General features: G+C 31.8%; 22 protein-coding genes. 11 read left to right on the top strand and 11 right to left on the bottom strand.

Annotated elements, in window-relative coordinates; genetic code table 11:
- The first annotated feature begins 447 nt into the window (after positions 1–447).
- From GR162_RS07400 to GR162_RS07410, 3 genes are all read left to right on the top strand, one after another.
- Positions 448–939 (top strand): hypothetical protein, encoded by a 492-nt coding sequence (locus GR162_RS07400; protein ID WP_160781583.1) that lies wholly within the window; start codon positions 448–450, stop codon positions 937–939.
- 181 nt (positions 940–1,120) lie between these two features.
- Positions 1,121–1,576, top strand: a complete 456-nt coding sequence (locus GR162_RS07405; protein ID WP_160781584.1) for a hypothetical protein — start codon at positions 1,121–1,123, stop codon at positions 1,574–1,576.
- A gap of 364 nt (positions 1,577–1,940) precedes the next feature.
- Positions 1,941–2,174 carry a hypothetical protein gene (locus tag GR162_RS07410; protein WP_111424686.1) on the top strand — a complete coding sequence of 78 codons (234 nt, stop codon included), beginning with the start codon at positions 1,941–1,943 and terminating at the stop codon, positions 2,172–2,174.
- A gap of 73 nt (positions 2,175–2,247) precedes the next feature.
- Here the strand turns inward: GR162_RS07410 and GR162_RS07415 are convergent, their stop codons facing one another.
- Genes GR162_RS07415 through GR162_RS07440 form a run of 6 tightly spaced genes read right to left on the bottom strand, consistent with a single transcriptional unit; the run spans position 2,248 to position 7,073 of the window.
- Positions 2,248–2,907 carry a hypothetical protein gene (locus GR162_RS07415; RefSeq protein ID WP_160781585.1) on the bottom strand — a complete coding sequence of 220 codons (660 nt, stop codon included), beginning with the start codon at positions 2,905–2,907 and terminating at the stop codon, positions 2,248–2,250.
- A gap of 10 nt (positions 2,908–2,917) precedes the next feature.
- A complete protein-coding gene (locus GR162_RS07420) occupies positions 2,918–3,553 on the bottom strand; it encodes a 7-cyano-7-deazaguanine synthase (protein ID WP_160781586.1) in 636 nt (211 codons plus the stop codon).
- The gene (locus tag GR162_RS07425; RefSeq protein ID WP_160781587.1) at positions 3,546–4,880 is read right to left on the bottom strand and encodes a nucleoside 2-deoxyribosyltransferase; all 1,335 of its coding nucleotides are present in this window, start codon (positions 4,878–4,880) and stop codon (positions 3,546–3,548) included. Before GR162_RS07425 ends, GR162_RS07420 begins: the two co-directional genes overlap by 8 nt.
- Positions 4,877–5,248, bottom strand: coding sequence for a hypothetical protein (locus tag GR162_RS07430; protein ID WP_160781588.1), 372 nt, complete (start codon positions 5,246–5,248; stop codon positions 4,877–4,879). Before GR162_RS07430 ends, GR162_RS07425 begins: the two co-directional genes overlap by 4 nt.
- Positions 5,249–5,257: 9 nt before the next feature.
- Complete coding sequence (locus tag GR162_RS07435; protein WP_160781589.1) at positions 5,258–5,776, bottom strand: PIN domain-containing protein; 519 nt, start codon at positions 5,774–5,776, stop codon at positions 5,258–5,260.
- A 1-nt stretch (position 5,777) separates the two neighbouring features.
- Positions 5,778–7,073, bottom strand: coding sequence for an AAA family ATPase (locus GR162_RS07440; protein ID WP_160781590.1), 1,296 nt, complete (start codon positions 7,071–7,073; stop codon positions 5,778–5,780).
- Between the two features lie 325 nt (positions 7,074–7,398).
- Between GR162_RS07440 and GR162_RS07445 the strand changes: the two genes are divergently transcribed.
- Positions 7,399–7,815 carry an OsmC family protein gene (locus tag GR162_RS07445; RefSeq protein WP_091132395.1) on the top strand — a complete coding sequence of 139 codons (417 nt, stop codon included), beginning with the start codon at positions 7,399–7,401 and terminating at the stop codon, positions 7,813–7,815.
- A 101-nt stretch (positions 7,816–7,916) separates the two neighbouring features.
- Positions 7,917–8,693 (top strand): alpha/beta hydrolase, encoded by a 777-nt coding sequence (locus tag GR162_RS07450; protein WP_160781591.1) that lies wholly within the window; start codon positions 7,917–7,919, stop codon positions 8,691–8,693.
- Positions 8,694–8,793: 100 nt separating this feature from the next.
- Here the strand turns inward: GR162_RS07450 and GR162_RS07455 are convergent, their stop codons facing one another.
- On the bottom strand, positions 8,794–9,759 hold the full coding sequence (locus tag GR162_RS07455) for a hydrogen peroxide-inducible genes activator (protein WP_160781592.1): 966 nt from the start codon (positions 9,757–9,759) through the stop codon (positions 8,794–8,796).
- Between the two features lie 301 nt (positions 9,760–10,060).
- Here GR162_RS07455 and GR162_RS07460 point away from each other — a divergent pair, with 301 nt between their 5' ends.
- Entirely contained in the window at positions 10,061–10,294 is a 234-nt protein-coding gene (locus tag GR162_RS07460; RefSeq protein WP_095931884.1) for a hypothetical protein, read from the top strand.
- A 107-nt stretch (positions 10,295–10,401) separates the two neighbouring features.
- On the opposite strand, the gene GR162_RS07465 is transcribed toward GR162_RS07460, so the two are convergent.
- A complete protein-coding gene (locus tag GR162_RS07465) occupies positions 10,402–13,782 on the bottom strand; it encodes a P-loop NTPase fold protein (protein WP_160781593.1) in 3,381 nt (1,126 codons plus the stop codon).
- A 183-nt stretch (positions 13,783–13,965) separates the two neighbouring features.
- On the bottom strand, positions 13,966–14,709 hold the full coding sequence (locus GR162_RS07470; protein WP_160781594.1) for an SDR family oxidoreductase: 744 nt from the start codon (positions 14,707–14,709) through the stop codon (positions 13,966–13,968).
- Positions 14,710–15,063: 354 nt separating this feature from the next.
- On the opposite strand from GR162_RS07470, the gene GR162_RS07475 reads away from it, so the two are divergent.
- The 4 genes from GR162_RS07475 (at position 15,064) to pgl (ending at position 19,733) form a co-directional block, all read left to right on the top strand.
- Positions 15,064–15,399: a helix-turn-helix domain-containing protein gene (locus GR162_RS07475; protein ID WP_008463411.1), complete on the top strand. Its 336-nt coding sequence runs from the start codon at positions 15,064–15,066 to the stop codon at positions 15,397–15,399.
- 653 nt (positions 15,400–16,052) lie between these two features.
- Positions 16,053–17,462 (top strand): NADP-dependent phosphogluconate dehydrogenase, encoded by a 1,410-nt coding sequence (gndA, locus tag GR162_RS07480; RefSeq protein ID WP_160781595.1) that lies wholly within the window; start codon positions 16,053–16,055, stop codon positions 17,460–17,462.
- A gap of 32 nt (positions 17,463–17,494) precedes the next feature.
- Complete coding sequence (gene zwf / locus GR162_RS07485) at positions 17,495–19,036, top strand: glucose-6-phosphate dehydrogenase (protein ID WP_008463405.1); 1,542 nt, start codon at positions 17,495–17,497, stop codon at positions 19,034–19,036.
- Entirely contained in the window at positions 19,017–19,733 is a 717-nt protein-coding gene (pgl, locus tag GR162_RS07490) for a 6-phosphogluconolactonase (RefSeq protein ID WP_160781596.1), read from the top strand. The genes zwf and pgl overlap by 20 nt, the downstream gene beginning before the upstream one ends.
- Before the next feature lie 78 nt (positions 19,734–19,811).
- On the opposite strand, the gene GR162_RS07495 is transcribed toward pgl, so the two are convergent.
- Complete coding sequence (locus tag GR162_RS07495) at positions 19,812–21,212, bottom strand: hypothetical protein (RefSeq protein ID WP_160781597.1); 1,401 nt, start codon at positions 21,210–21,212, stop codon at positions 19,812–19,814.
- A gap of 288 nt (positions 21,213–21,500) precedes the next feature.
- On the opposite strand from GR162_RS07495, the gene GR162_RS07500 reads away from it, so the two are divergent.
- Positions 21,501–23,225 (top strand): hypothetical protein, encoded by a 1,725-nt coding sequence (locus tag GR162_RS07500; protein WP_160781598.1) that lies wholly within the window; start codon positions 21,501–21,503, stop codon positions 23,223–23,225.
- Between the two features lie 207 nt (positions 23,226–23,432).
- Here GR162_RS07500 and GR162_RS07505 read toward each other — a convergent pair whose 3' ends face one another.
- Positions 23,433–23,834 (bottom strand): hypothetical protein, encoded by a 402-nt coding sequence (locus GR162_RS07505; protein ID WP_237421317.1) that lies wholly within the window; start codon positions 23,832–23,834, stop codon positions 23,433–23,435.
- Positions 23,835–23,877: the final 43 nt, after the last annotated feature.

The raw sequence follows: 23,877 nt of genomic DNA on the forward strand, positions 1-23,877 counted from the left end.
ATTCTAAATTTAAAATCCTAATTAAAAGTGATTCCGTTTTTAATATTGGGGGCTGTGAAAATAATAGCCAAAGAATATTTACACCTAATGTTTTTATAGAGGTAAAATAAACTATGATATACGATTGATAATAGATGATAGTCTTGAATATAGAATTACAGGAGTTGAAAATAAAATAGATACAGTATTCTACTGTTGTGAAAGCCTTACTATAATGAATAATATATCATCATTAGTGATAAATGGACAAAATATAGACAACAAAAATGCACCTTTAAATATTGAAATTCCAACAAATCTTGGAAAAATTATAAAAAAGTAATGAGATAGATTTTAATGTATACTCGTGGGGAACTGATCCTTTTGGTCCATCAAGATACTTAAGAAAAACAATAACATCGAATCATTTTATGAATAATTACAATGGATATATTAAAGCTAAATAAAATGAAGAAGGTTATATTGTTTTTTTTGGTACTAACATTTACATTTTTCATTTTTCGATTCGTTTACTTTACTGCTTCTGATTATATTAATTATAATAAATGCGAAAACAGCAAATTTGTAAGTTCTAACAATATAGTTATTAAATTTTCCAACTCTCAAGTAAATGAAAATCTTAAAATACTAATCATTCAAAAAGAAGGTTTAAAAAAAATGATTAGATACCATAAAATAGATTCATTGTCAAAAAACAACTTGTCATATTGTTTAGAAGATAAAATATTAAAAACAGATACATTATTAATTAAATTGAGAGATAAAACAGTAAAAATTTCTGATTTTAGACGCCAAGGCTTCAGACAAAAATATGGTAAGAACAAAGGTGATTTTTTCTGCTATAATTATATTAAAATAAACAATATAGAATATTGTTTAGAGTCTGACACAATTTATTTAACCTCTCGTGATTTATTACCTAATTATTGTTCAAAATAGATTTGAACAATAAAAGAATAAAATACGTTTTATTTAGATTTGAATTGGGGCTTTTTTGAATCCCCCTGCTAGTGCGAGCGTCCCGCTCGTGAACGCAATGTAAATCAATTTTACCTAAATCGGCACGAGCGAGACGCTCGCGCCAGCATGAGGGAAAAGCTAATATATAATTTAAAAACTCATGAAAAGTATATTTTACTTATTTAAAGCTTTGGGCTTTATAATCAATTGTAAAGGACAAAACGCATTAGAAAATAAGTTCATCGAAAAAATAGATTATAAATCTTCAACTAAAATTATTGAAAAACTAGAGTTTTCTAGAGAAATTGGATCGCGTGGAGACTATACGAAGACAGTCGTATATTTAAAAAAAAGTAGACCAATCTTAATAGAAATAGAAAAAAAAGAAATCATTCATCTTTATCTTATAGACGACACAGAAAAAGATATGACAACAAAGTTCTTTGCAAAATTTTACATTTTAAACTGGAAAAAAAATCAATATATAAGAAGAGGTAAGATAATTGAAAATGAAAATTTAGAATATAATATGGCAGATAATTATTTTTTTGAATACAATATTGAAGATGTTAAAAATGAAATAGCGAAAAAGTATAATCTAAAAACGTCAAAATGATAATTCCAAAAGTTACTCCTGCTCCGCGAGCGTCCCGCTCGTGAGCTCAAAAATTATGCGACCGAATAAATTAAGTTTCAAATACGCTCGCTTGACGCTCGCGTTTGCGGGAGAACCTAATGTAAAATAATGTCGATTCTATCCGTATTTTCCATAAATTAAAATTTAAGAATTATACTACTTTTTATAATATCAAAACAACTTCTTTTTTAATATATTTGCAGTCCTAAAAGTAAAGTTATGATCTCAGAAAAAAAGTTTGCCCATGTGGTATGGTGGCGGTATTGGAAACAACCGCAACGCTCAACTTTACAGCGTAGGACACCTAAGTCACGTGGGTTTTATATTTCCTTAAAGTAAAGTTATGAGTACCAAAACCCTTTCAAAAGAAGCCGAAATCGGTTTAATGAATTTCTTCAACGACAGAATTGACCCACTCGATATGGCCAGAGCCATAAGACAGGTAAATCTAACCCTCGCATTGGGCGTTCTAAACGATCAGGAAAACATTCAGACCAACGCTGCCAAACTTGGAGACAGCTTCTATTGGCTCAATGAACTAGCCGAAATTTTAGATCCTTATCTGGATTTGGAGTAAAAAGGTTCTTTCTTTGAAAAATTAAAACCCTTGGTCTTTTTGGAGATTGAGGGTTTTGTTTTTCAGCGATTTTTTAAAATTCTAACATAAGTTGACTTTCCTTATTACTTTTCGTAAAATCTTTATTTGACATATAGCTCCATATGCTATAGTCTAATACTTTTCGAGGAATATCTAAGAAATCTGCAGCATATTCTACTGTCTTTTTAGTGTAGTCATATCCTTTAATTTCAACTTCAGCCATCTCAACAAAATTATAAATATGTCTATCTACAGCAACGACATCAAAATTTAATAATTTTAGCAAATAATCTACTGTTTTAGGACCAATGCCTTCTAGATTTAAAACTTCCTTCTGATTTTCATAACTCAATAAATATTCTTTTAAATCAAAACAAGTATTAATGTTATTACCCATTAAAAAATCAACAAAATCATACATTCTGTTTAGCTTTGTATGATGCTTCCAATTAATAATATTTTCTAGCCCATCACTATTTATTAATTCCTGGAATTTGCTGGTAGTATTATGATTGGGATATTGTAATAAAACTTTTTCTACCCGAGGTTTTACAACAGTATTATAGTTTAAGCCCGCTTGCAAAATTATATTAGTAAGTAATGCTCCAATATGAGTATAATTATAATCATTTTCATAAGAATACAATATAAAGTCATCCTCTAAATCACTTATAAAATCAGCTAGTTTTCTTGCTTCCCTTGCAAAATTCATGTTTCTTCTTTTAATTAAAATCTTGTTCAATACGTCTTAACGCATCAAGTCTATCAACGCAATTTGGACAAGCACCACATGGGACAATTGGAGAAGCTTGACATGAAAACGTGTTTCCAATTGTAGCCCCAAGTTCAATACCAATCTTTGCAACTTCATATTTTGAGTAGTAACGAAATGGCATATTAATTTTTACAGAACCGTAATCACTCAACATGCCTTCCATCTTTTCAAAAAATTCATTAGAACAATCAATCTCCTTAGCATGGTTACTATTAATAAATGCCGAATACAAATTTGACAAACCTAAAGTTTGTGCAAAAGTAGCACCAATTGTCAATAATAAAACATTTCTGTAAGGAATATATAAATCATCTGCTACAATTTCTTCTTCCCAAAGATTTGCGGGGCTAATAAATTTTGATTTAGAGTGTTTATAAATACTCGAAATATCAATTACTTCTATTTTATCAACATACGAAGGAGGCAAAACTTTTTTTAAAGTCTCATACTCAGTTTCGGCACAATGTTGTCCATAATTAATAAACAAAGGAACAAATTCAATATGTTGATTAATTAACCAAAACGCCATTGTAGTTGAATCCAAGCCACCTGACGCTAAAAGAACTCCATTTTTTTTATTCATCGAATTTTATTTTTGAACCTTTAATAAAAACTTCACTTATAATCTCGTCTAAATCACTAGATATCAAACAAGGTAATTCTGTTAGCATACAATTAGTAGCTATAGAATATGGATCATATACAATTGTTGGAATGTTCTTAGCGGCTGATAATCCAATTTCAATTAGTGTTCCTGGATCATTATAAAGAAGTACTGCTACTAAAATTGAACAATCATCCAGCAAAATCATATCTTTACTAAAGAGCTCTTGTCTTCTAGATTTCGAAGCTTCTTTTTCCATTTGCCCGTTCTCTTTTATTGGTCTACGTGGCTTAAAATTATGGTATTCTAACGCATTGACTAAACGATCTATTTCATTGGTGTTCACAAAATCAAAATCGGGAGCCGCAATATAAATATTTATCTTTTCTCTTTTCTCCCAATTTAGAGAAACACCTTCCATAGTTATTAAGTCAGATATTTTTGAACTTAATATTCTTGTTACTCCTAATTTAAAATCATCTGGATAAGTTGTTGTTGCATATTCAGTTGCAATCCAAGAAGATAAAAATAATGATTCTTCAAAAGATTTTTCATTGTATACACTAACATAGGTAGCATCATATACATCGCCTACTCCTACAGAATGTAAGATTGGCTGTGTTTGTGCAGGAACATTTATCAATAAATTTTCTTTCAAATTAATTCCTCTACTTCCTCCCCGATTTTCTTTTAAAATCAATTTTTCTGCTATAGTTTTAAACTTGTTCGAAAATACTAAAAAGTCATTCTGATATAATTTTTTAAAAATAGATGAAGAGGTAGAAATAAACAATGTTTCAATTTTTTTTGTCAGGCCTTCAAAAAAAGAAATGTCATTAATATTATTTGCTATATCTAGATGAATTTTACCATTAAGGTTTTTTATAATTTTCTCTAAATCATAATTTCCAGATATTAATAAGTAATTAGATACCTTATTTTCTTCTAATTTTTTTAATCCTAAAATATTGTACTCTATATTTATTTCATCACGTAATAAAAACTCGTAACCTTGTGAACCACTCTCTTTTACTTCTTCTATTAGAAAAACATAAGGAGCTCCAATAATATTTCCAATCTTTATAATTTCTATACAACCATGATGCTTTAAATATTCATTTATCTGTACATCCAAATATGATGGTGCAAAATATGCAACCGAAAATGGTATATTTAGAGCCCATAAACATCTAGCTGCGTGAATTATTCCACCTAAGCGCATTTTTAAATCTGATGATTCATTCTTAAGAGAAACATCAATCACAATATCTCCAACTAAACATATTTTTGGTTCTATTTCAATCATGGAGTAACATCAATTTTTACAAAAGGAGTCGGTTTTAGATTAGAATCAACAACAACCCCACTATATGAAAAGCCACTGTCAATGCAGAATTTTAAGTAATTATATCTTGTTGGCAAATATCCTACTTCTTCCCCTAGTAATGTTTCAGCAACTAAACGAATCCCATTAAAAACTATAACTATTGAAGTTCCTACTGGTGGAATATTTGAAAAATTCATAAAATAAAAACATCTCCCAATTTCCTCAAGCGAGGTACTGAAAGCAAGTGAACACTTATCTATATCACTTGACCCTCCATTCTTTTCTTCTTTACTAATCGGCTTTCTTCTAGAATAATCACTAAAAGACCCACTACCTGTACTTCCCATAATTTATATCTAATTAGAGTTTAATTTATCAAAAATCTTTTTTTGTGCGTTTGTAGAAGCTGAACATGGTTTACAAACTTCTGCTATATTATTATCTTTCAAAATTTTTCTATTCGCTTTATTGCTATAAATTTTAGGCTTTTGAGATGACGGTGAAAAAAATTTAGATGATGTAAAAAATTGATAGGCTCTTTCGTCCAGAGAACATATCAATTTACATTTTGACTCTACTAAAAGTCCCACCAAATGTTGATCATCAAAATCCTTATGTTGAATTTTTGAAGAAGCTATTTTCTCTTGTTCATCCACTTTTTCATTATCAATGTAAATAGCCTTTTTAGCTCTTCTCAGTTCAATAAAAAAAGCTCGGTATTTTGCGCCTATTTCATCAATATATTTTGTACCTCCATATACAACTTTTCCTTTTCCTTTTGAAATCCAATCATGTACAGGCAAAAAATCATGATGATTATCAGATTTATTCTCAAATACACTAACCAATACATTAGTATCAATAATTATACACATATCAAATAGTAATTAATTCAAATTGTTCATTTATAAAAAAATCTCTAAATTCTGCAGGTTGATCATCAGAATAAGACCCATCGGAGTTTATTTTAATAGTTTGTAACCTATTTCCCTTTTCATTTCTCATAAAAAAAACAACTTGACTTTTTGAGCTTTCCAATTTTGAATCTTTACTTCGATGTTCTTTGTTTATTCTTATTCTATACCTATCAATAATATAATCACTATGAGTTTCAATTATAAACTTTTGTTTATCTATAAATTTTGATTTAAATATAAAATCTCCGAGAGCTGCTTGTGCTCTTGGATGCAAATGGATTTCAGGTTGTTGTATTGCAAACCAAGTATCATCTGGTCTCGCAATTACTTCAACAAGTAATGGCAATATTTGAGAAACTCCGTATCCTACATTTGTTATATTCAATGATTTCCCATTTAACATAATTATAATTTCAAAAGCATCATTTTTATTTTTTCCACTTCCTAACTTATTAATAATTATATTGTCAAATATCCCACTGTCAAGTCCAAATTTTGTTAAAATCCTTCTAACTCCAAATTCATCTTTTTCATTATCTAAAATCTCTTTTAAAACATAAGGAGTATGCGTACCATCTGGTTTAAATGACAAAGCATAACTGTCATAAGTTTTTAAAGGTGTTGCACGGATGGGTGCTGTCCATGCAAAATTTGTTAAAAATGATGGTATTGAAACTTTTAATAAAATATCTTTCCCTTCACTTTTTAATTGACTATTTATAAATGATTGTACATGAAACAAGATTGATCGAATTCCTAAAAAATCAAATTCGTTTCGTAAAAAAGGATAATTATTTAAGCCGTTATTACTTATCCACGTGTTAAAAAAATCTTCAGTTATATATTTGATTGTCAACAATTCAAATCTATATTTCAAAAAATCTCCATCAATTGTAATTTGCATATTAATTTCATTATTTAAAAGAGATAATTCTTTCAAAGACGGCATATTATCTTTTTCAATAAATCTTAATTTCATTGCTGAAAAACTATTATCATTTGTAGATTCCAAAATACCTATATCAAAAAACTCTTTTGAACTATTAAGCGTAATAATCTCACTAAAAGAATCGAAATTAATTTCATCTGTATTGAAATATTGATAATTCCAGAATCCTTGAGAGGAAATTATCCCAAGAAGTTTTAAAATAGATGTCTTTCCAGTGCTATTTTCACCTACAAAAAAGTTTACATCTTCAAATGATAAAAATGTTGATTCAAAACCTCTAAAATTATCTATATATAATATTTTCATTTTTTATAAATTATCTTAATCAAAAATATCAAATAATTATTAATCAATCATTAAGTAATTATACCTGTTCTATTTTAGTGTTGTTTCAAATCTAAAATTTTCAAATTCTTCATTTTTACGGAAAACCATACTTTGTAAAAAAAAATCAAATACTTCTAGAAATTTAAACTAGTTTATCTACTCCAATCAAAGAAATTATAAATTATTTTTATAACTACTAAAAATTATTAATTTGATTAATAAATACCTTCCCTATACCTTTGTCTCATCAAAATCAAAGAAATGATTTGAACATCTTAAAAAATAACTTAAAAAAATAGAAATCATGAAATTTACAAGAAGAGCAAACGCAAACTGGAAAGGTACAGGAATGGAAGGAAAAGGAACCATTAGTACACAAAGCACCACTTTAGACAATGCACAATTGTCTTTTAAAACTCGTTTTGAGCAAGGTGTTGGAACCAACCCTGAGGAGTTAATCGCAGCGGCACATTCTGGCTGTTTTACCATGCAGTTGAGCTTTTTACTGTCTGAAGCTGGTTTTGTTCCAGAAGATTTAGACACAACGGCTAAAGTAACTTTTGAAGACGGAACTATCACTTTAATTGCTTTAGAACTTACAGGAAAAGTTCCTGGAATTTCTGAAGAAGATTTTCAGCAAACCGCTCAAAAAGCAAAAGAGATTTGTCCTATTTCTAAATTGCTAAATACGGAGATTACTTTATCAGTTACACTTAATTAAATTCCAATACAAAAATTCCAAATTCCAACTCTCGGTGGAAAATTGGAATTTGGAATTTCAAAATTGGAATTTCTATTCAACAATCTAAAATCTAAAATAAAATGAAAACATTATATAAAAGCTATTTAGCATTCGCAGCAATAATCTTTAGTTTATTACTTACATCAGTTCAGGTAAACGCACAAAAAACAGCTCCAAAAATTAAAAATGTCGTATTAGTTCACGGTGCCTTTGCAGATGGTTCTGGATGGCAAGGATTATACAAGGTTTTGACAAAAAAAGGCTATAATGTAACCATCGTTCAGAATCCGTTGAGTTCTTTGGAAGATGATGTTCAAGCTACAAACTTAGCTTTGGACAAACAAGACGGACCAACAATTTTGGTTGGACATTCTTGGGGAGGAACCGTAATTACTGAAGCTGGAAATCACCCAAAAGTAGCGGCTTTGGTTTACGTAGCGGCTTTACAGCCAGATAATGGCGAAAATTCTGTTCAATGGTTGCAAACTGCTCCTCCAGCTCCAGAAAATGGTGTATTGCCTCCAGACGAAAAAGGAATTGCGTATTATGACAAAGCTAAATTTCACGCTGGTTTTGCAGGAGATTTGAGCAAAGAACAAGCCGATTTTATGTATGCTTCGCAAGGTGCTTTTCATGCGCAAGGTTTTTTAACACCGATAACTAAAGCCGCTTGGAGAGCTAAACCTTCTTACGGAATCTTAGCGACTGAGGATAAAAGTATTGTTCCGAGTATTCAGCACGCGATGTACAAACGCTCTAACACAAAAATCACTGAGATTAAAGGAAGTCACGTGGTGTTTATTTCTCAGCCAGAGAAAGTGGCGAATGTGATTGTTGATGCATCTTTACTAAAGTAAATTCCAATACTTTAAAATCCTAAATTCCAATGAATTGGGGAGAAATTCCAAATTCCAAGCTATACAGTAATGGAATTTGGAATTTTTTGTATTGGAATTTTTAACTTTTGCTAACCGCTTTAATAAAATATGGCGAATCGTTCCAGCGGATTTTTCTGTAACTGAAATCTTTTTTGAGCGATTCGGGAAGGCAGTTCCAAATGGCTTCATTCATTTTCTCCAGCAATAATTTCTTGGAGAAGGAATCGGAAACTACCAAACTTATTTCTCTTACGGGAACAGGTTCTTTGAAAGGTTTAAAAAGTCCGCCCGATTCGTTTAAGGTAGAAAGTTTAGGGATAATCGCAAATCCTAAATGGGCTCGAACTAGATTTTTTAAGGTTTCTATCGAATTAATATCGTACGTAAATTGTTCCTTTATTTTATCGGATGTTTTTAATCCGCAGATATCGAGCAATTGTGCGTTGTAGCAATATTCATGATGCAATAATAACAACTCGGTTTTGTCGCCGGGCTGCATTTCGTAAAATTCTTCATTCGCCATAGGATGCGTCTGATTTAAATAAGCAACAAACGGTTCTTTAAAAACAACATGTTCTATTAAATTCGGATTTCCTGTTGGCGTAGCCATAATCGCAACGTCTATTGCACCCGTTTCCAAATCGCGCATTAAATGTCCCGTATAGCCTTCTTTAATAATAAAATGCACTTTTGGCGCCGCTTCTTTCATTGCCTGAATAAACAGCGGAATCAGATAAGGCGATAAAGTTGAAATAATGCCAAGTTTCAACTCTCCTTCCAGCAGATTTTTTTCGTTGATCACAAAATCACGAATTTCATCAACTTCACGAAGTATCTTTTTGGCTTTATTGATAATTTCAATTCCTAAAACGGTTGGTGTCAACGGCACTTTATTTCGATCAAAAATCTTAATTCCGATTTCTTCTTCCAGATTTTTTAACTGAATGGTAAGTCCGGGCTGCGTTACCATACAAACTTCGGCAGCTCTTGCAAAATGCCGTTCTTCGTCTAAAGCGACTATATATTTTAACTGCTGAATGGTCATGTTTTCTAGTTTCTAAGGTACTGAGATGCTAAGGTACTGAGTTGCTCTTTTTTATTGTTAGTTTTTTAAGAAGACTTTGTGTTTGTGATTTACAAATAAAATTTAAGAATTATACTACTTTTTATACTATTAAACCAACTTCTTTTTTAATATATTTGCGCTTCCTAAATTACAGAATTATGATACTTAAAAAACTTCTTGCCCATGTGGTATGGTGGCGGCATTGGAAACAACCGTAACGCTTCTGTAAGCGTAGGACACCTAAGCTACATGGGTTTTATATTTCCTAAATTACAGAGTTATGAGTACCAAAACCCTTTCAAAAGAAGCCGAAATCGGTCTAATGAATTTCTTCAACGACAGAATTGACCCACTCGATATGGCGAGAGCCATAAGACAGGTAAATCTAACCCTCGCATTGGGCGTTCTAAACGATCAAGAAAACATTCAGCTAAACGCTGCCAAACTTGGAGACAGCTTCTATTGGCTTAATGAACTAGCCGAAATTTTAGATCCTTATCTGGATTTGGAGTAAGTCTTTTTTTGAAAAAAATTAAAACCCTCAGTTCTTTAAAAGATTGAGGGTTTTGTTTTACACAATAAAAATTACTACTGTTTATTAATATTGTAAAAGAATTAAATCTACTTCTTTTTAATTGAAAACCTTTTAGCAATAACATCTGCAATTTTCTTAACATTTTCATCCTCACTATCTAGTAAAATAAGTGTAGAATCTTTTATTAATTCTTTGAAACCGTTACCAAATTTTATTGCCTTATTGTTTTCAAATTTTAACAAATTTTCAATGTATTTTAGATTTTTAATATCAACTGCACTACTAAGAGCTGTTTGGATTTCTAACCTAACATTGATAATATCATCATTAATTAGCGATGTAAAAAAAGATTTGTCAATAAAAGAATTATTTATTTCAAAGAAAATATCATTCAAGTTTTCTCTTCTTTCTTTTAATAATTTTGTAATTCGTTGCGAAAAATTATCAATATTTACATCATCTAGCAATTTAACAATATCATCCCAATCTTCTTTTATAAACTCACTAATTGTAAAACTACTACCAATTGATATGCTTTGCACAAATTCGTAAAGAGCATCATTTAAAACAATTCCTAAAGACAGATGATTGTTTTTTTCTTTCAATTTAAAAAGTATATCAAATAAATAATTATTACCGTCTTGAAGTGATTTGACAAAATCTTCCCTATTAAGCTTTCTTATTTCAATTTCTAATTTATCGTACAATTCTTCTGAATTATCAGTTTTTAAGATTTCATATAGAACATAATTATTTACTGTCAAACTCAAATCCTCTGCTGTAATTAATTCTTCTTTTAGATTTGAGTTTTCTAAAAATTTTATAATAATTCCACTAATACTATTATAACCTGACGGAGAATTACATGCAATATCACAGAGAATAAAAAATGGATTTTCAATCTCAAATTCTTTATTATCATCATTTTTTAATAATAAATCAATTATGTCATAACACAAAATATTCCTTTTGTCATGTGACAATAACCATATATTATTAAGCAAATGATTTTCTCTGTATTTATTATAAGTAAATTCTGCATTGTTCTTACTTGACACTGACCAATAATTTTTTATGTCTAAGATGAAGCTATTTGCACTAGAGTGGTTTTGCGGAACAAAGTTTTCAATATTAAATAAATTTTCTTTATAAAAAATACTACAAAGTGTAGACATAATTTGAACTACCAAACTATTACTAGAGCTTACATGATAAGCAACATTGTACAAATAATAACTTTTAAAAAAAACGTCAAAATCATAATCACCAATAAATTTATAATAAAGATTTTCAAATAATTTTATTGATTCAAAGGTAAATACCGTTCCACTTTGCATGCCATTATTCCACATCAAATGCTTATTCAATGGTTCAATAATTAACCTAATATCCACTTCTGAATTTATACAATTATTTATTATTAAAAATTCTTCTTCTTCTATTTGTATCCCTTCTCCAATAAGCTCAATAATTTGTTTTAATAATTCATCTGATGGATGAATTAAAAGCGAGATGTTTGAGAATTGACTTTGAACATTCATATTTCTCCAACTTTCAAAACTCACGTTTAATTTCCTATTTACAAGCATACGATCACTACTTTCAAAAATATGATTTAATGTATCGATAAATATTTCATTTAACCCTAAATTATTTATATTTTGACTTTCCTTTTTATTTTCTTGATTTAAGTATATTTCTATAAAAAAGTTCCATAAAGTAACTATTCTTTCTCTTCGATCATATTTAGCCAATAATGTAGAAGCACTTTTCATATTATTACAAAAATCGAAATCTAATGAAAAATTATACTCTTCATTTTTAACTAAATATTTTTCTAACAAACTTATATAGTTGGTGTATATTTCTCCATTAACTTCTTCAAAACAATCATTAATAGGAGTACTATATTTCAGATATTCACTAAATTGATTTGTATCTAATATAATTTTTTTAAAAATTGTCCAAAAAACATTTTCATAATTAAATACCAATTCTTTTAACTCTTCGGGCTTGTTTTTAGTAAGAGCCGAAATAATTCTTGGTGTCAGTAATATTTGTGCTCCTTTATCTTTTTTCACTCCATAAACAATTGCTGAAATTTCTTGAATTGTTTCATCTTCAATCAAATTTATTTCCTCTTTAGGTATTTCCTCTCTTTTAATTAAATAATTAGCGATTTCATCGTTTGACTTTCCCTGTAAGTATCTTTTAAAGCTATAGAGAGCTATACTCTTAGTAGAAATATCCTCTCCGTAATGATTTTTCAAAAAACCTACTTGATTTAAATAAATCTTTATCTCTCGCGGTTTAGGATTATCTAAAATGTTTTTACGCGTTTTCTCAATTACTTCTTTAATTACCTTCTTATCTTCTTCTGACCAATTTATAAAAGCTTTTTCGATCATTTTATCAATAAAACCTAACCAATTTGAAACAATTGGTCTCGGAACATCTATTCTTACTTGAAAACTTTTATCGAAAAAAGATTTTGCAAAAGCATTATCAATTTCTTTTCCACCTTTTCCATCTTCTACATTGCTTTCCCAAATTTTCATTAAACTCTCTTCATCATAAGGTATTAGAGTAAAAATATGTTTAAAAAGCGTATAATCTTTTGAGTTAGGATTTTTATGCTGAATAAAAGTCTGTAAGGTTGACCAAATTTTTAAAGACAAATCAGCCTCTACTCTGTCTAAATTATCAAGAACAATTACTACTTTTCTTTTTGCAACCGAATTAAATATTTCAAGAATTTCCTTGAAGTATTTTTCAAACTCGATAGAGCTTCTTTCATAATCAAGACTAACATCTTCGACAATTGTTTCACTTGAATTATTTTGTATAAATGACCAATCCTCTAGTTTCCCGCCTTTTTTATTTGTACAAAGCAAAACAATTAGATTCCCAAACAAAACCAAAAAAGGAGACAGAGAAAAAACTATTCCAAAACAAAGTGCTTTATTTATTGAACCTGTATTTTCAATAGTTATGTTATTGTAATCAACTGAAGATAGCAAAGCCAAGCCTATACTCAATATGAGAGTTGAAACTGTTAGAAAAAGACCAAGTTTAGTTACTGTTCTAAAAACATTAGTCGTTTTTGTCCTCTTCTCACCAGAAATAATTACTCTTTTATCTTCTAATTTTTTGACAACTTCTGTGTCAGATTCTATATCTTTAATGCAATTAATAAAACTTTCAAGAAAAATTCTTCTGAGCGGATCTCCTTCATGTGCCCAAGCGTCAAAATAAAAAAAAACAAAATCTTTTTCTTTTTTCAATAAATTAATTATTGTTGATTTCCCTGATCCCCATGGCCCAGATAACCCAATATTAATTCCTTCTTTTTCATTTTTTATTAAATTCAATAATGAGTTTTTTATCTTTTCATGAGTTTTGTCTTCATAAAAATCCTCTACTTCAACTTCTTCTCTTAAAATCGAGAATTTATATTTATTACTCATTCCTCTCTTTTTAAATTAACAATACAATTTTAAGATAAATCTTATGTGAAAAATCTTAATTAAACTGCGACTTATCAAAATAATATTAACATTTAACAATCATCAGTACTAATATTTTATAAAATGAAAAGACGTTTGCATTTCTGCAAACGTCTTTTCATTTCAAAGCAAACTATAAACCAATCACCCCAAACTCATCCCACCATCCATAATAACATCAGCTCCAGTCATAAACACCGCAGCATCACTACTTAGATACGAAACCATTTGAGCCACATCTTCTGCCCTTCCCATTTGTTTTAGCGGGACTTTTTCTACTACGACATTCATAATGCCTTTTACTGTCGTTTCGTCTAGACCTACTTTGTTCATGACTTCGGTTTGAGTTGGTCCTGGGCTAACCGAATTGACACGAATTTTTCTTGGCGCTAATTCTAAAGCCGCCGATCTCATAAACGAATTCAAAGCCGTTTTACTCGCCGAATAAACCGAAGATCCCGGACCTGGCATACTGGCAGTGTTTGAAGAAAGAAATACTACCGAAGCGCCATCTTTCAGAATCGGAATAAATTTGCTTAAAGTGAAAAACGCGCCTTTTAGATTCACATTCATAATATTGTCGTACAGCTCTACTGTGGTTTGTTCGATCGTTCCTAAACCCGCGATTCCTGCATTAACAAACAAAATATCAACTGAACCAAAATCGGCTTTTACTTGAGCGGCCAGTTTTTCGATATCCGAAATATTCGATTGATCTGCAATGATGGCAGTTACGTCCAATTCTAAAGCGGCTTTTTCTATGGCTTCTTTTCTTCTTCCTGTAATAATTACGTTTGCGCCTTGTTCTTTTAATTGTTTGGCTGTTGCATAACCTATTCCACTGTTTCCGCCTGTTATAACGGCTGTTTTATTTTTAAGATTTTCCATCTTTTGAATTATTTAAAATTTATTTGACAAATTTAAATTCAAAATGGTATAACTTTGTAACCAGTATCATGGAGTATACCAAACTAATAAATTCGATTTGCTATGATTGATAAATTTATAGCCACGAATGCACGAATTATTTTTATAATCTATGTCGAAAAATGTGATTAATTACACGAATCATATTGATTGAATATCAATATAATTCGTAAAGGAAAACTTTGAAAAAAAAATCGTGACTCGAGTGACAGCGAATAGGCGAAGCAATTCGTGGCGGGAAAACTTTGGAAAAAAAGTTCGTGAATTACTTCGTCTGTCCGTTCGGTCTAGTCGTGGCGGAAAAAAATAAACAATATGGAAAGAAACCAGAAAGAAGAAGTACAGGCGCTTCAGGACACGTTGCATGTTTTGGGCGGAAAATGGCGTTTGCCAATCATCAATTCGATCTGTAACGGAAATCATCGTTTCAGAGAAATTGAACGCAGTATTCCGGGAATTACGACACGTATGCTTTCGCGAGAACTCAAAGAAATGGAATTGAATATGCTGATTAAAAGAACCGAAGATCGCGATGCTGAGATTCAGGTCAAATATGAATCGACACCCTATTGCAAATCATTTGGTCCAGTGATTGAAGAAATGATCAAATGGGGAAAATCACATCGAGAAGAAATCATTCGAAACTCTTAAAATAGCCTCCCGTAGATTGCGCAGATTATACAAATCAAAAAAATCTGCTTTATCAGCTGAATCTGCGAGAGAAAAATAAAGAGACGCTAAAATTATTTTAACACTTAGAAACATAGATTTTTCTATTTGGGAAGAATTAAAAAACAAACTGGTTTCTAACACATAGCTTTGTGAAAACTCTCACCAGAATTCCTCTACCAGAATTGACAAAATTATGTTCAAGACTTAGCTTTATGTTTTTTATTAAAAATAAAATGACTTTTTTAAGCGTTCCAAAAAGCTATGTTACCATGTGTTAAAAAAAGAGCTACGGCAACTTATCAAATTTTAAAGTATTTAGGAAAATCACATTGAAAAGAAATCATTAGCAACTCTTAAAATAGATTTCCAGTATTACAACGATTTAGTTGAAAAACAGCGGTAATAAGCGTATTTTTTACACATAAAAAGTATCACAATAAAGACCAAAAGTGAACGATTTTACCCCTTATTTTTCAGCATTTTTCTCTAACTTAGCGCTCTACATTTTGAAATGTAAGATTAAAATAACCATTGTTTTGCGGCAAAACATTGAATGAAAAAGAATTACCATACTTTCTCTTACTTTTTTGCTGTCAAAACATTTCTTCTAATAATTTAGTTAATTGAAAACTATGAACAAATTTGATTTTGGAATTGTAGGACTCGGTGTAATGGGCCGTAACTTACTTTTAAATATCGCCAGCCATAACTTTGCGGCTACAGGTTTAGACTTAGACACCGAAAAAGTCAATTCTCTTCAACAAGAAGCCGACGCCAATCACACTATTGAAGCTACCACAGATGTAAAACATTTTGTAGAGCTTATCCAACAACCAAGAGCGATTATGCTATTGGTTCCTGCGGGAAAACCAGTTGACAGCGCTATCGCTAGTTTATTGCCTCACTTAGATAAAGGAGACATCATCATCGACGGCGGAAACACTTATTTTACAGATACCGACAGAAGATTCATTGAATTGTCTGAAAAAGGAATCCACTTCTTCGGAATGGGAATTTCGGGCGGTGAAAAAGGAGCCCGTTTCGGTCCTGCTATGATGCCAGGTGGAGATCAGAAAGCGTATGAAAGACTTCGTCCGATTTTTGAAGCCATTGCAGCAAAAGTAGACGGCGAGCCTTGCGTTGAATATTTAGGAAACGGTTCTGCTGGAAACTACGTAAAAATGGTTCACAACGGAATTGAATACGGAATCATGCAATTGATCTCTGAGATTTATGACTTAATGAAAAGAGGTTATAACTTGGATGACGCAACGATTCAGAAAACTTTTGAAGAATGGAATCAAACCGATGATTTGAGATCATATTTGATTGAAATCACTGGAAAAATACTGAAGCAAGAAGATACAGACGGAGGTCTTTTAATCAATAAAATTTCAGATTGGGCAAGATCCAAAGGGACAGGAAAATGGACTTCGCAAAACGCCATGGATTTACAAGTTCCAGTTCCGACAATCGACGCTGCGGTTAATATGCGCGATATGTCTAAAACAAAACCTGAAAGAATTGAAGCGGCTAAAAAATTAGTTTGGAATTCTAATCCAAGCGATGTCAACGCAAGCGAAGCTATTGCTGCTTTAAAATCGGCTTTGTTCTTTTCTATCGTTGTTACGTATGCTCAAGGTTTAGCGCAGCTTCACATCGCTTCTAAAGAATACAACTACGGATTAAATCTGGAAACGGTTGCTAAAATCTGGCGTGGCGGATGCATTATTCGTGCGACAATTTTAGAAGATTTCAGAAAAGCATACGTGGCAAAAGCAGATTTGCCAAACTTACTTTTAGATGGCAGCATCGCTTCAAAATTAACCGAAAATCAAGCAGGAATGCGTGCGGTGATTCAATTTGCTGTTCAAAAAGGCTTGCCAATTTCGGGATTAATGAATTCGTTAGCGTATTTTGATGCTTACCGATCTGAAAACCTTCCGACAAATCTAATTCAAGCACAACGTGATTTCTTTGGGGCACACACTTACGAGCGTATCGACAAAGAAGGCGTTTTCCATACCCAATGGGCTGAATAAGACAACTAAAAAAAACAACACAACCACACACAATGACTAAAAACAAAAATATAAATCCGACAATTATTGTAATTTTTGGCGGAACCGGAGACTTGGCAAAGAGAAAGCTCTTTCCGGCTTTTCAGAATCTGTATCTTGATGGCCGTATGGCAGAGAAGTTTCAGATTATTGCTCTTGGTAGAGCTCAAAAAAGTGATGAGGAATTCCGCAGTTATGTTTTAGAAAATCTAAATACTTTCTCTAGAAAAAAAGGACTTTCTGATGCAGAAACTCAAAAATTTCTTTCGCATATAAGCTATCACAGTCTTGATATCGACAAAGAAGAATCGTATTTGGGATTGAGCGAAAAGATAAACAGTTTTGACTTAGAATTTGGCGAGCGTTCAAACCGTCTTTTCTATCTTTCTATAACGCCTTCTTTTATCTCGACCATCTCGAGCAATATCAAGAAAATTGGCCTTGCGGCGAATGCCAAACAGGATCGTATTATTATTGAAAAGCCTTTTGGTTACGATAAAGCTTCTGCAATAGAGTTGAATGAAATGCTTTCGCAAACTTTCAAAGAAGAGCAGATTTATAGAATCGACCATTATTTAGGAAAAGAAACAGTTCAGAATATTTTGGCTTTCCGTTTTGGAAATTCAATGTTTGAACCATTATGGAGCCGTAATTTTATTGATTTCGTGCAAATTACCGTTGCGGAAGAAGTCGGCGTTGAAGAACGAGGCGGATTCTACGAAGGTGTCGGCGCATTGAAAGACATGATTCAGAACCATTTGTTTCAGATTTTATGCATGACCGCTATGGAAGCGCCTGCTTCTTTGGCAGCAGACGATATTAGAAATCGTAAAGCAGATGTGCTGAAATCAATCCGAAGAATTAAACCGGAAGAAGTTGATCATTACATTGTAAGAGGTCAATACGACGCTGGAACTATCAATGGAAAACCTGTTCCGGGTTACCGCCAGGATAAAGGCATTGCTCCAGACTCTAATACAGAAACTTATGTGGCAATGAAAATTTATCTGGACAACTGGAGATGGCAAGGAATTCCGTTCTATCTGCGTTCTGGAAAAAGAATGGAAGAAAAACAGTCATCCATCATTATTCAGTTCAAACCAGTGCCACACTCTTCGTTTTCTTATGGAAAAGAAGGCATGACTCCAAACCGTCTGATTATTAATATTCAGCCGGATATGGACATCAAATTGCAGTTTATGACCAAAAAACCTGGTTTGTCAATGTCGTTGCGACCAGCCGAAATGGTATTTGATTATTTTGCTTGTTCGACTATGTCGCCAGAAGCGTATGAAACTTTATTGGCAGATGCTTTGGCAGGAGATCCTACTCTATTTATGCGTTGGGATCAGGTAGAAGAAGCTTGGGACGCGATTGAAACGATTCAGCAGGTTTGGAAGACTACTGCTCCAACCAATTTCCCAAATTACAAAGCAGGAAGTTGGGGACCAGAAGAAGCTGATGAACTATTGGCACGTCAAGGACACAAATGGATTCCGAATACACAAAACATTAAAAAAGAAGAAGAAATTCTAAATGGTACAGATATACAATAACACCGACGAAATTAATACTAAAGCAGCGGATCTTTTTGTAGAATCAGCTCAAAAAGCGATTGCTGCAAAAGGCAAATTTACAGCTGTTCTTACAGGGGGTTCTTCTCCAGCAGGAATCTACAAATTATTGGCTTCTGATGCTTACAAAAATAAAATAGACTGGACTAAGGTTTATATTTTTTGGGGAGACGAAAGATGGGTGTCGCTAAATGATGATTTGAGTAATGCTAAAATGTCTTATTCAACTTTGTTAAGCCACGTGCCTATTCCGCAAGAAAATATTTTTGAAATGTACAAAGATGGCGTAACTCCTGAGGATTATGCTGCTGATTACGAAAAGTCTATCAGAACCGTTTTAGGCGAAGAAGGAAAATTTGACCTGATTTTATTAGGTATGGGAGACGACGGACACACAGCTTCTCTTTTTCCAGGTGAAGCAGTTCTAGAGGAGCAAACCAAATGGGTTGACGCTTATTATTTAGCTCCTCAGAAAATGTATCGTATCACGCTTACAGCTCCACTAATCAATAAAGCAAAAAAAATTGTAGTGGTAGCTTTTGGAGAAAAGAAAATCCACGCTTTGAAAGAAGTTACAACCGGAGCATACAATCCGACTTTATATCCAATGCAATTGATTAAACCAGTTTCTGGTGAATTATTGTTTTTGGTTGATAAAGTGGCAGCAGGAACGAATTAATTCAAACTTATATAAAAACAAAAAAGGTTTATACTTTTAAACGAAAGTATAAACCTTTTTTGTTTTCTTACTGCAATACTACTGACTGCATTTACTATTCAATATATCCTGAAGAGTTGGATTAAATGCATTATCAACGGTTATAAAATTAAAACTAAACCCTTTTCCAAATAAAGGTTTTAAACCGCAAAAATTGGTAAGTAATTTATTTTCACTGATTGTAATATCTCCATTTACTGATAAAATATTTTGAAATACATCCAAATTCTTTAGTTTAGCATTAAGCCTGATAGACAATTTCCCTCCGATATTTTTCACATTATGTAGTCCTTGCAATGTTTCAAGTTCATCAGAATTAAAAATAGAAACATTTGATGAAACAGAAGTTATATTCTCCAATGCATTTAAGTTTTTAAGTTTACTATTGCTGTGAATATTTAGAGAATAAGCATTAGTTATGGAGTTCAGACCGCTTAAACTGGTAAGTTCTGTTCCGTTAATTTGTATTTCTAAACCATTCGATTTAAGATTTTTTAAACCTTCAATACTTGTAAGAACTCCATCACTATTATTTGCTATTTTTAAACCCTTCCCAATTGATGTCAAATTAATTAATCCGTCAAGATTTACCAATGATGTATTAATACTAATGGAAAGAATTTCTCCAACTGATTTCAATCCCTTTAGCGCATTTATATTACTTAAAGCATAATTCCTATTTATATAAAGATTTTTACCAACAGAGGAAAGTTTTTCCATTCCATCCAGATTTTTCAATTTAATATTGTCTTGTAAAAATAAATCTCCATCTACTCTTTCTAAATTATTCAATCCTTTTACTTCGACTATTCCATTTTCTCTAATATCGAACCAATTCGAAACAATTTTTAAACCTTCTAAACCTTCTAATGTTGTTAGTTCAGTATTACCTATAATTTGTAACGACCCTAAAGTAATATCTTTAACATTACCTAATCCTTTAATCGATTTTAGTTTTTTATTATCAACTATTTCTAAAGATTCATTATACTTGGCTAATTTTTCTAATCCTGATAAATCTTCGAGTACATCATTATCTTTAATTTGGATTGCCCAAAAGATCTCTGTAAGATTATCCAATCCCTTTAAATTAATCAATTTATCATTATTGGTAATTACCAAATTACTACTTGTAATTTGTTTCAGATTTAAAAGACCGGAAAGATTTGTTAATGATTTATTATTCTGTATCACTAAACCTCCAACAGATGAAATTGTCTTTAGACCAGAAATATCCGTAATATCAGAATCTACTACTCCGATTACTAAAGTTCCTTTGATTTCCGTATATTTTTCTGCGGCAAAGGCATTCACTTCAATTTGAGTTTTGAGTTCTACACTTCCGGTAAAAGCCTTTTCAACAATTTCTTCCGGTTTTGAATCCTCACTTGAGCAAGCGACAATTGTAATTGTAATGAATAATAGTAGGATTTTCTTCATTTGTTTTTTTTGGTTTTTAGTGGTTTTGTATAAAAAAGATTACCTGTAATCGATTTCCAAATATATTTATTTTTTCCTACAAAGCATTAATTTTAACAATTCAGTTTCTGTCATAAAAAAAAGATACTGAATTCAATAAACCACTGACAAGCAAAGTTTTACAAAAACATAATTCTTTTTTATTTAATTTTGTTTTTACTACACTCCTGTTCAATCAATTAGTTTATACTCTCCCATTTTTTTTCCAGGCTTTTATACTGATTATATAATTTCAAAAAACATTTTGTAATGAAATATAATTACTCTCTAATTGCTGTTTTTCTTCTTTTGACTTGTTGTAAAGATAAAAACACAGAGCCCAAATCTGTTAAAGTTAATGCCACACAAGGCTGTTACATTCCGAAAACGAATGACAAAGATTGGTACACGCAAAACAAAAAAGCACCAAAGTTTAAAGGTCTTGAAGGTGTAACATTTAAAATTACAACCAATAACCCAGAAGTTCAGGAATATTTCAATCAAGGGTTAATGCTGGCTTACGGATTTAATCACGCCGAAGCAGCAAGATCATTTTATGAAGCTTCGCGTTTAGATCCGAATTGCGCTATGGCGTATTGGGGTTTTGCTTATGTCTTAGGTCCAAATTATAATGCGGGAATGGAAGAAGATAATTTTCAGCGTGCTTATGATGCTGCTCAAAAAGCAAAAAAGCTTTCTACTAAATGTTCTCCGAAAGAAATTTCCATGATTGATGCCTTATTAGTGCGTTATGCTAAAAATCCTCCTGCGGATAGAAAACCATTGGATACCGCTTACGCCGCAGCCATGAAAAAAGTCTATCTTAAATTTTCTTCAGATCCTGATGTTGGCACGCTCTATGCCGAATCCTTAATGAATCTTCATCCTTGGGATTTGTATGAAAAAGATACCGAAGTGCTCAAAAAATGGACACCGCAAATATTGGCTGTTTTAAACGAATTAATCAAAAAAAATCCCAAACATCCTGGTGCGAATCATTTTTTGATTCATGCCGTAGAAGCTTCTGCACATCCAGAAAAAGGACTCAAAAGTGCCAAATTACTGGAGACTTTAGTTCCGGGTTCGGGACATTTGGTGCATATGCCTTCTCATATTTACATTCGTACAGGAGATTATCATCAAGGAACACTTTCCAATATTGAAGCGGTTCGAATTGATAGTTTGTATTCAACTGCCTGCAATGCACAAGGCGCTTATCCTCTAGCCTATTATCCGCACAATTATCATTTTTTAACCGCAACTGCAGCTTTAGAAGGAAACTCGAAATTGGCTTGGAAATCTGCATTGCTATTACAGCAGCATATGTCTCCGAAAATCATGCGCGAAGCAGGTTGGGGAACTTTACAGCATTATTATAGCATTCCGTATTATATCGCCGTAAAATTCTCGATGTGGGATAAAATAATGGAGATTCCGCAACCTGAAAAAGATCTGGTATATCCAAATGCGATTTGGCATTATGCCAGAGGAATGGCGTATCTTGGAAAAAATGATATTGCCAATGCCGAAAAACAACTTGCTTCTCTGAACCAATTAGCCAAAGATAAAACCTTAAAAGAAGTTACCATTTGGAATATCAACACTACTTACGATTTGGTTCAGATTGCTAATAATGTTCTTTCAGCGGGAGTTGAAGCGAAAAAGAATAATAAGGATAAAGCAATCGCGCTTTTAAATAAAGCAATAGAAATTGAAGATCAATTAAATTACAACGAACCGCCAGATTGGTTTTTCTCCGTTAGACATTATTTAGGTTCAGTTTTACTTAAAGCTGGAAAATACGCTGAAGCTGAAAAAGTATACAAACAAGATTTACAAACGCTCCCAAAAAATGGCTTCGCCTTAATCGGACTTTATAATGCTTTAAATCAACAGAAAAAAGAAAAAGAGGCTTTGAAAATTAAAAGCGCTTTTGATACTGCTTGGCGATATGCCGATGTGAAGATTATGGCTTCTTCTAGTATTTTGGAGTGATCATAGTTTTTATGATTTTTCATTTCCAAGGAAAAAAATACGCAAAGTCTAAATAAACTACCCCAAATAGTTTCTAACTTTTTAGGGGCAGTTCAGAGACATTTGCGCAACTTTTCAATTAAAACTTAGAACTCTCTGCGGGGCGTGGGCAGCTTTTCTATTCAAATCTGGAACTCTTTGCAGAGCGGGGGACATTTGTGTACCTTTTCAATTCAAGTATAGCACTCTTTGCAGAGCGAGGATATAATTTTTCTTGTGTCTTGTATAAGTGCACAGCTCATCGACTTCATACGTCTTGCCTCTGCTGATAATCGGCTTAACAATGTTTCTGGCAATTAAAATGATTCTTTTCAATAATGGTGTGGCTGATATTTCCAGTATTCTTGCAGCGCTTCTTATTCCTAATCCCTCTTTGGTTAATTGAACAATCTTTTCATTAATATCTAATTTGTAAGCTTGATTTGTATAATATTCTATAAAGCGGTGAGAGCATATTTTACAATAATATTGCTGTTTATTATTTTTTGTTCTCCCATTTTTAATAACCTTTTGCTCTTTACATTTTGGACAATTCATGACCATCACTAACTTTGGAACACTATGTTGCATTTTTACTCATTTTAGCTCATTTAAGGCAATATTAAAACAAAAA

Source organism: Flavobacterium sp. HBTb2-11-1 (assembly GCF_009826975.1).
GTDB lineage: Bacteria > Bacteroidota > Bacteroidia > Flavobacteriales > Flavobacteriaceae > Flavobacterium.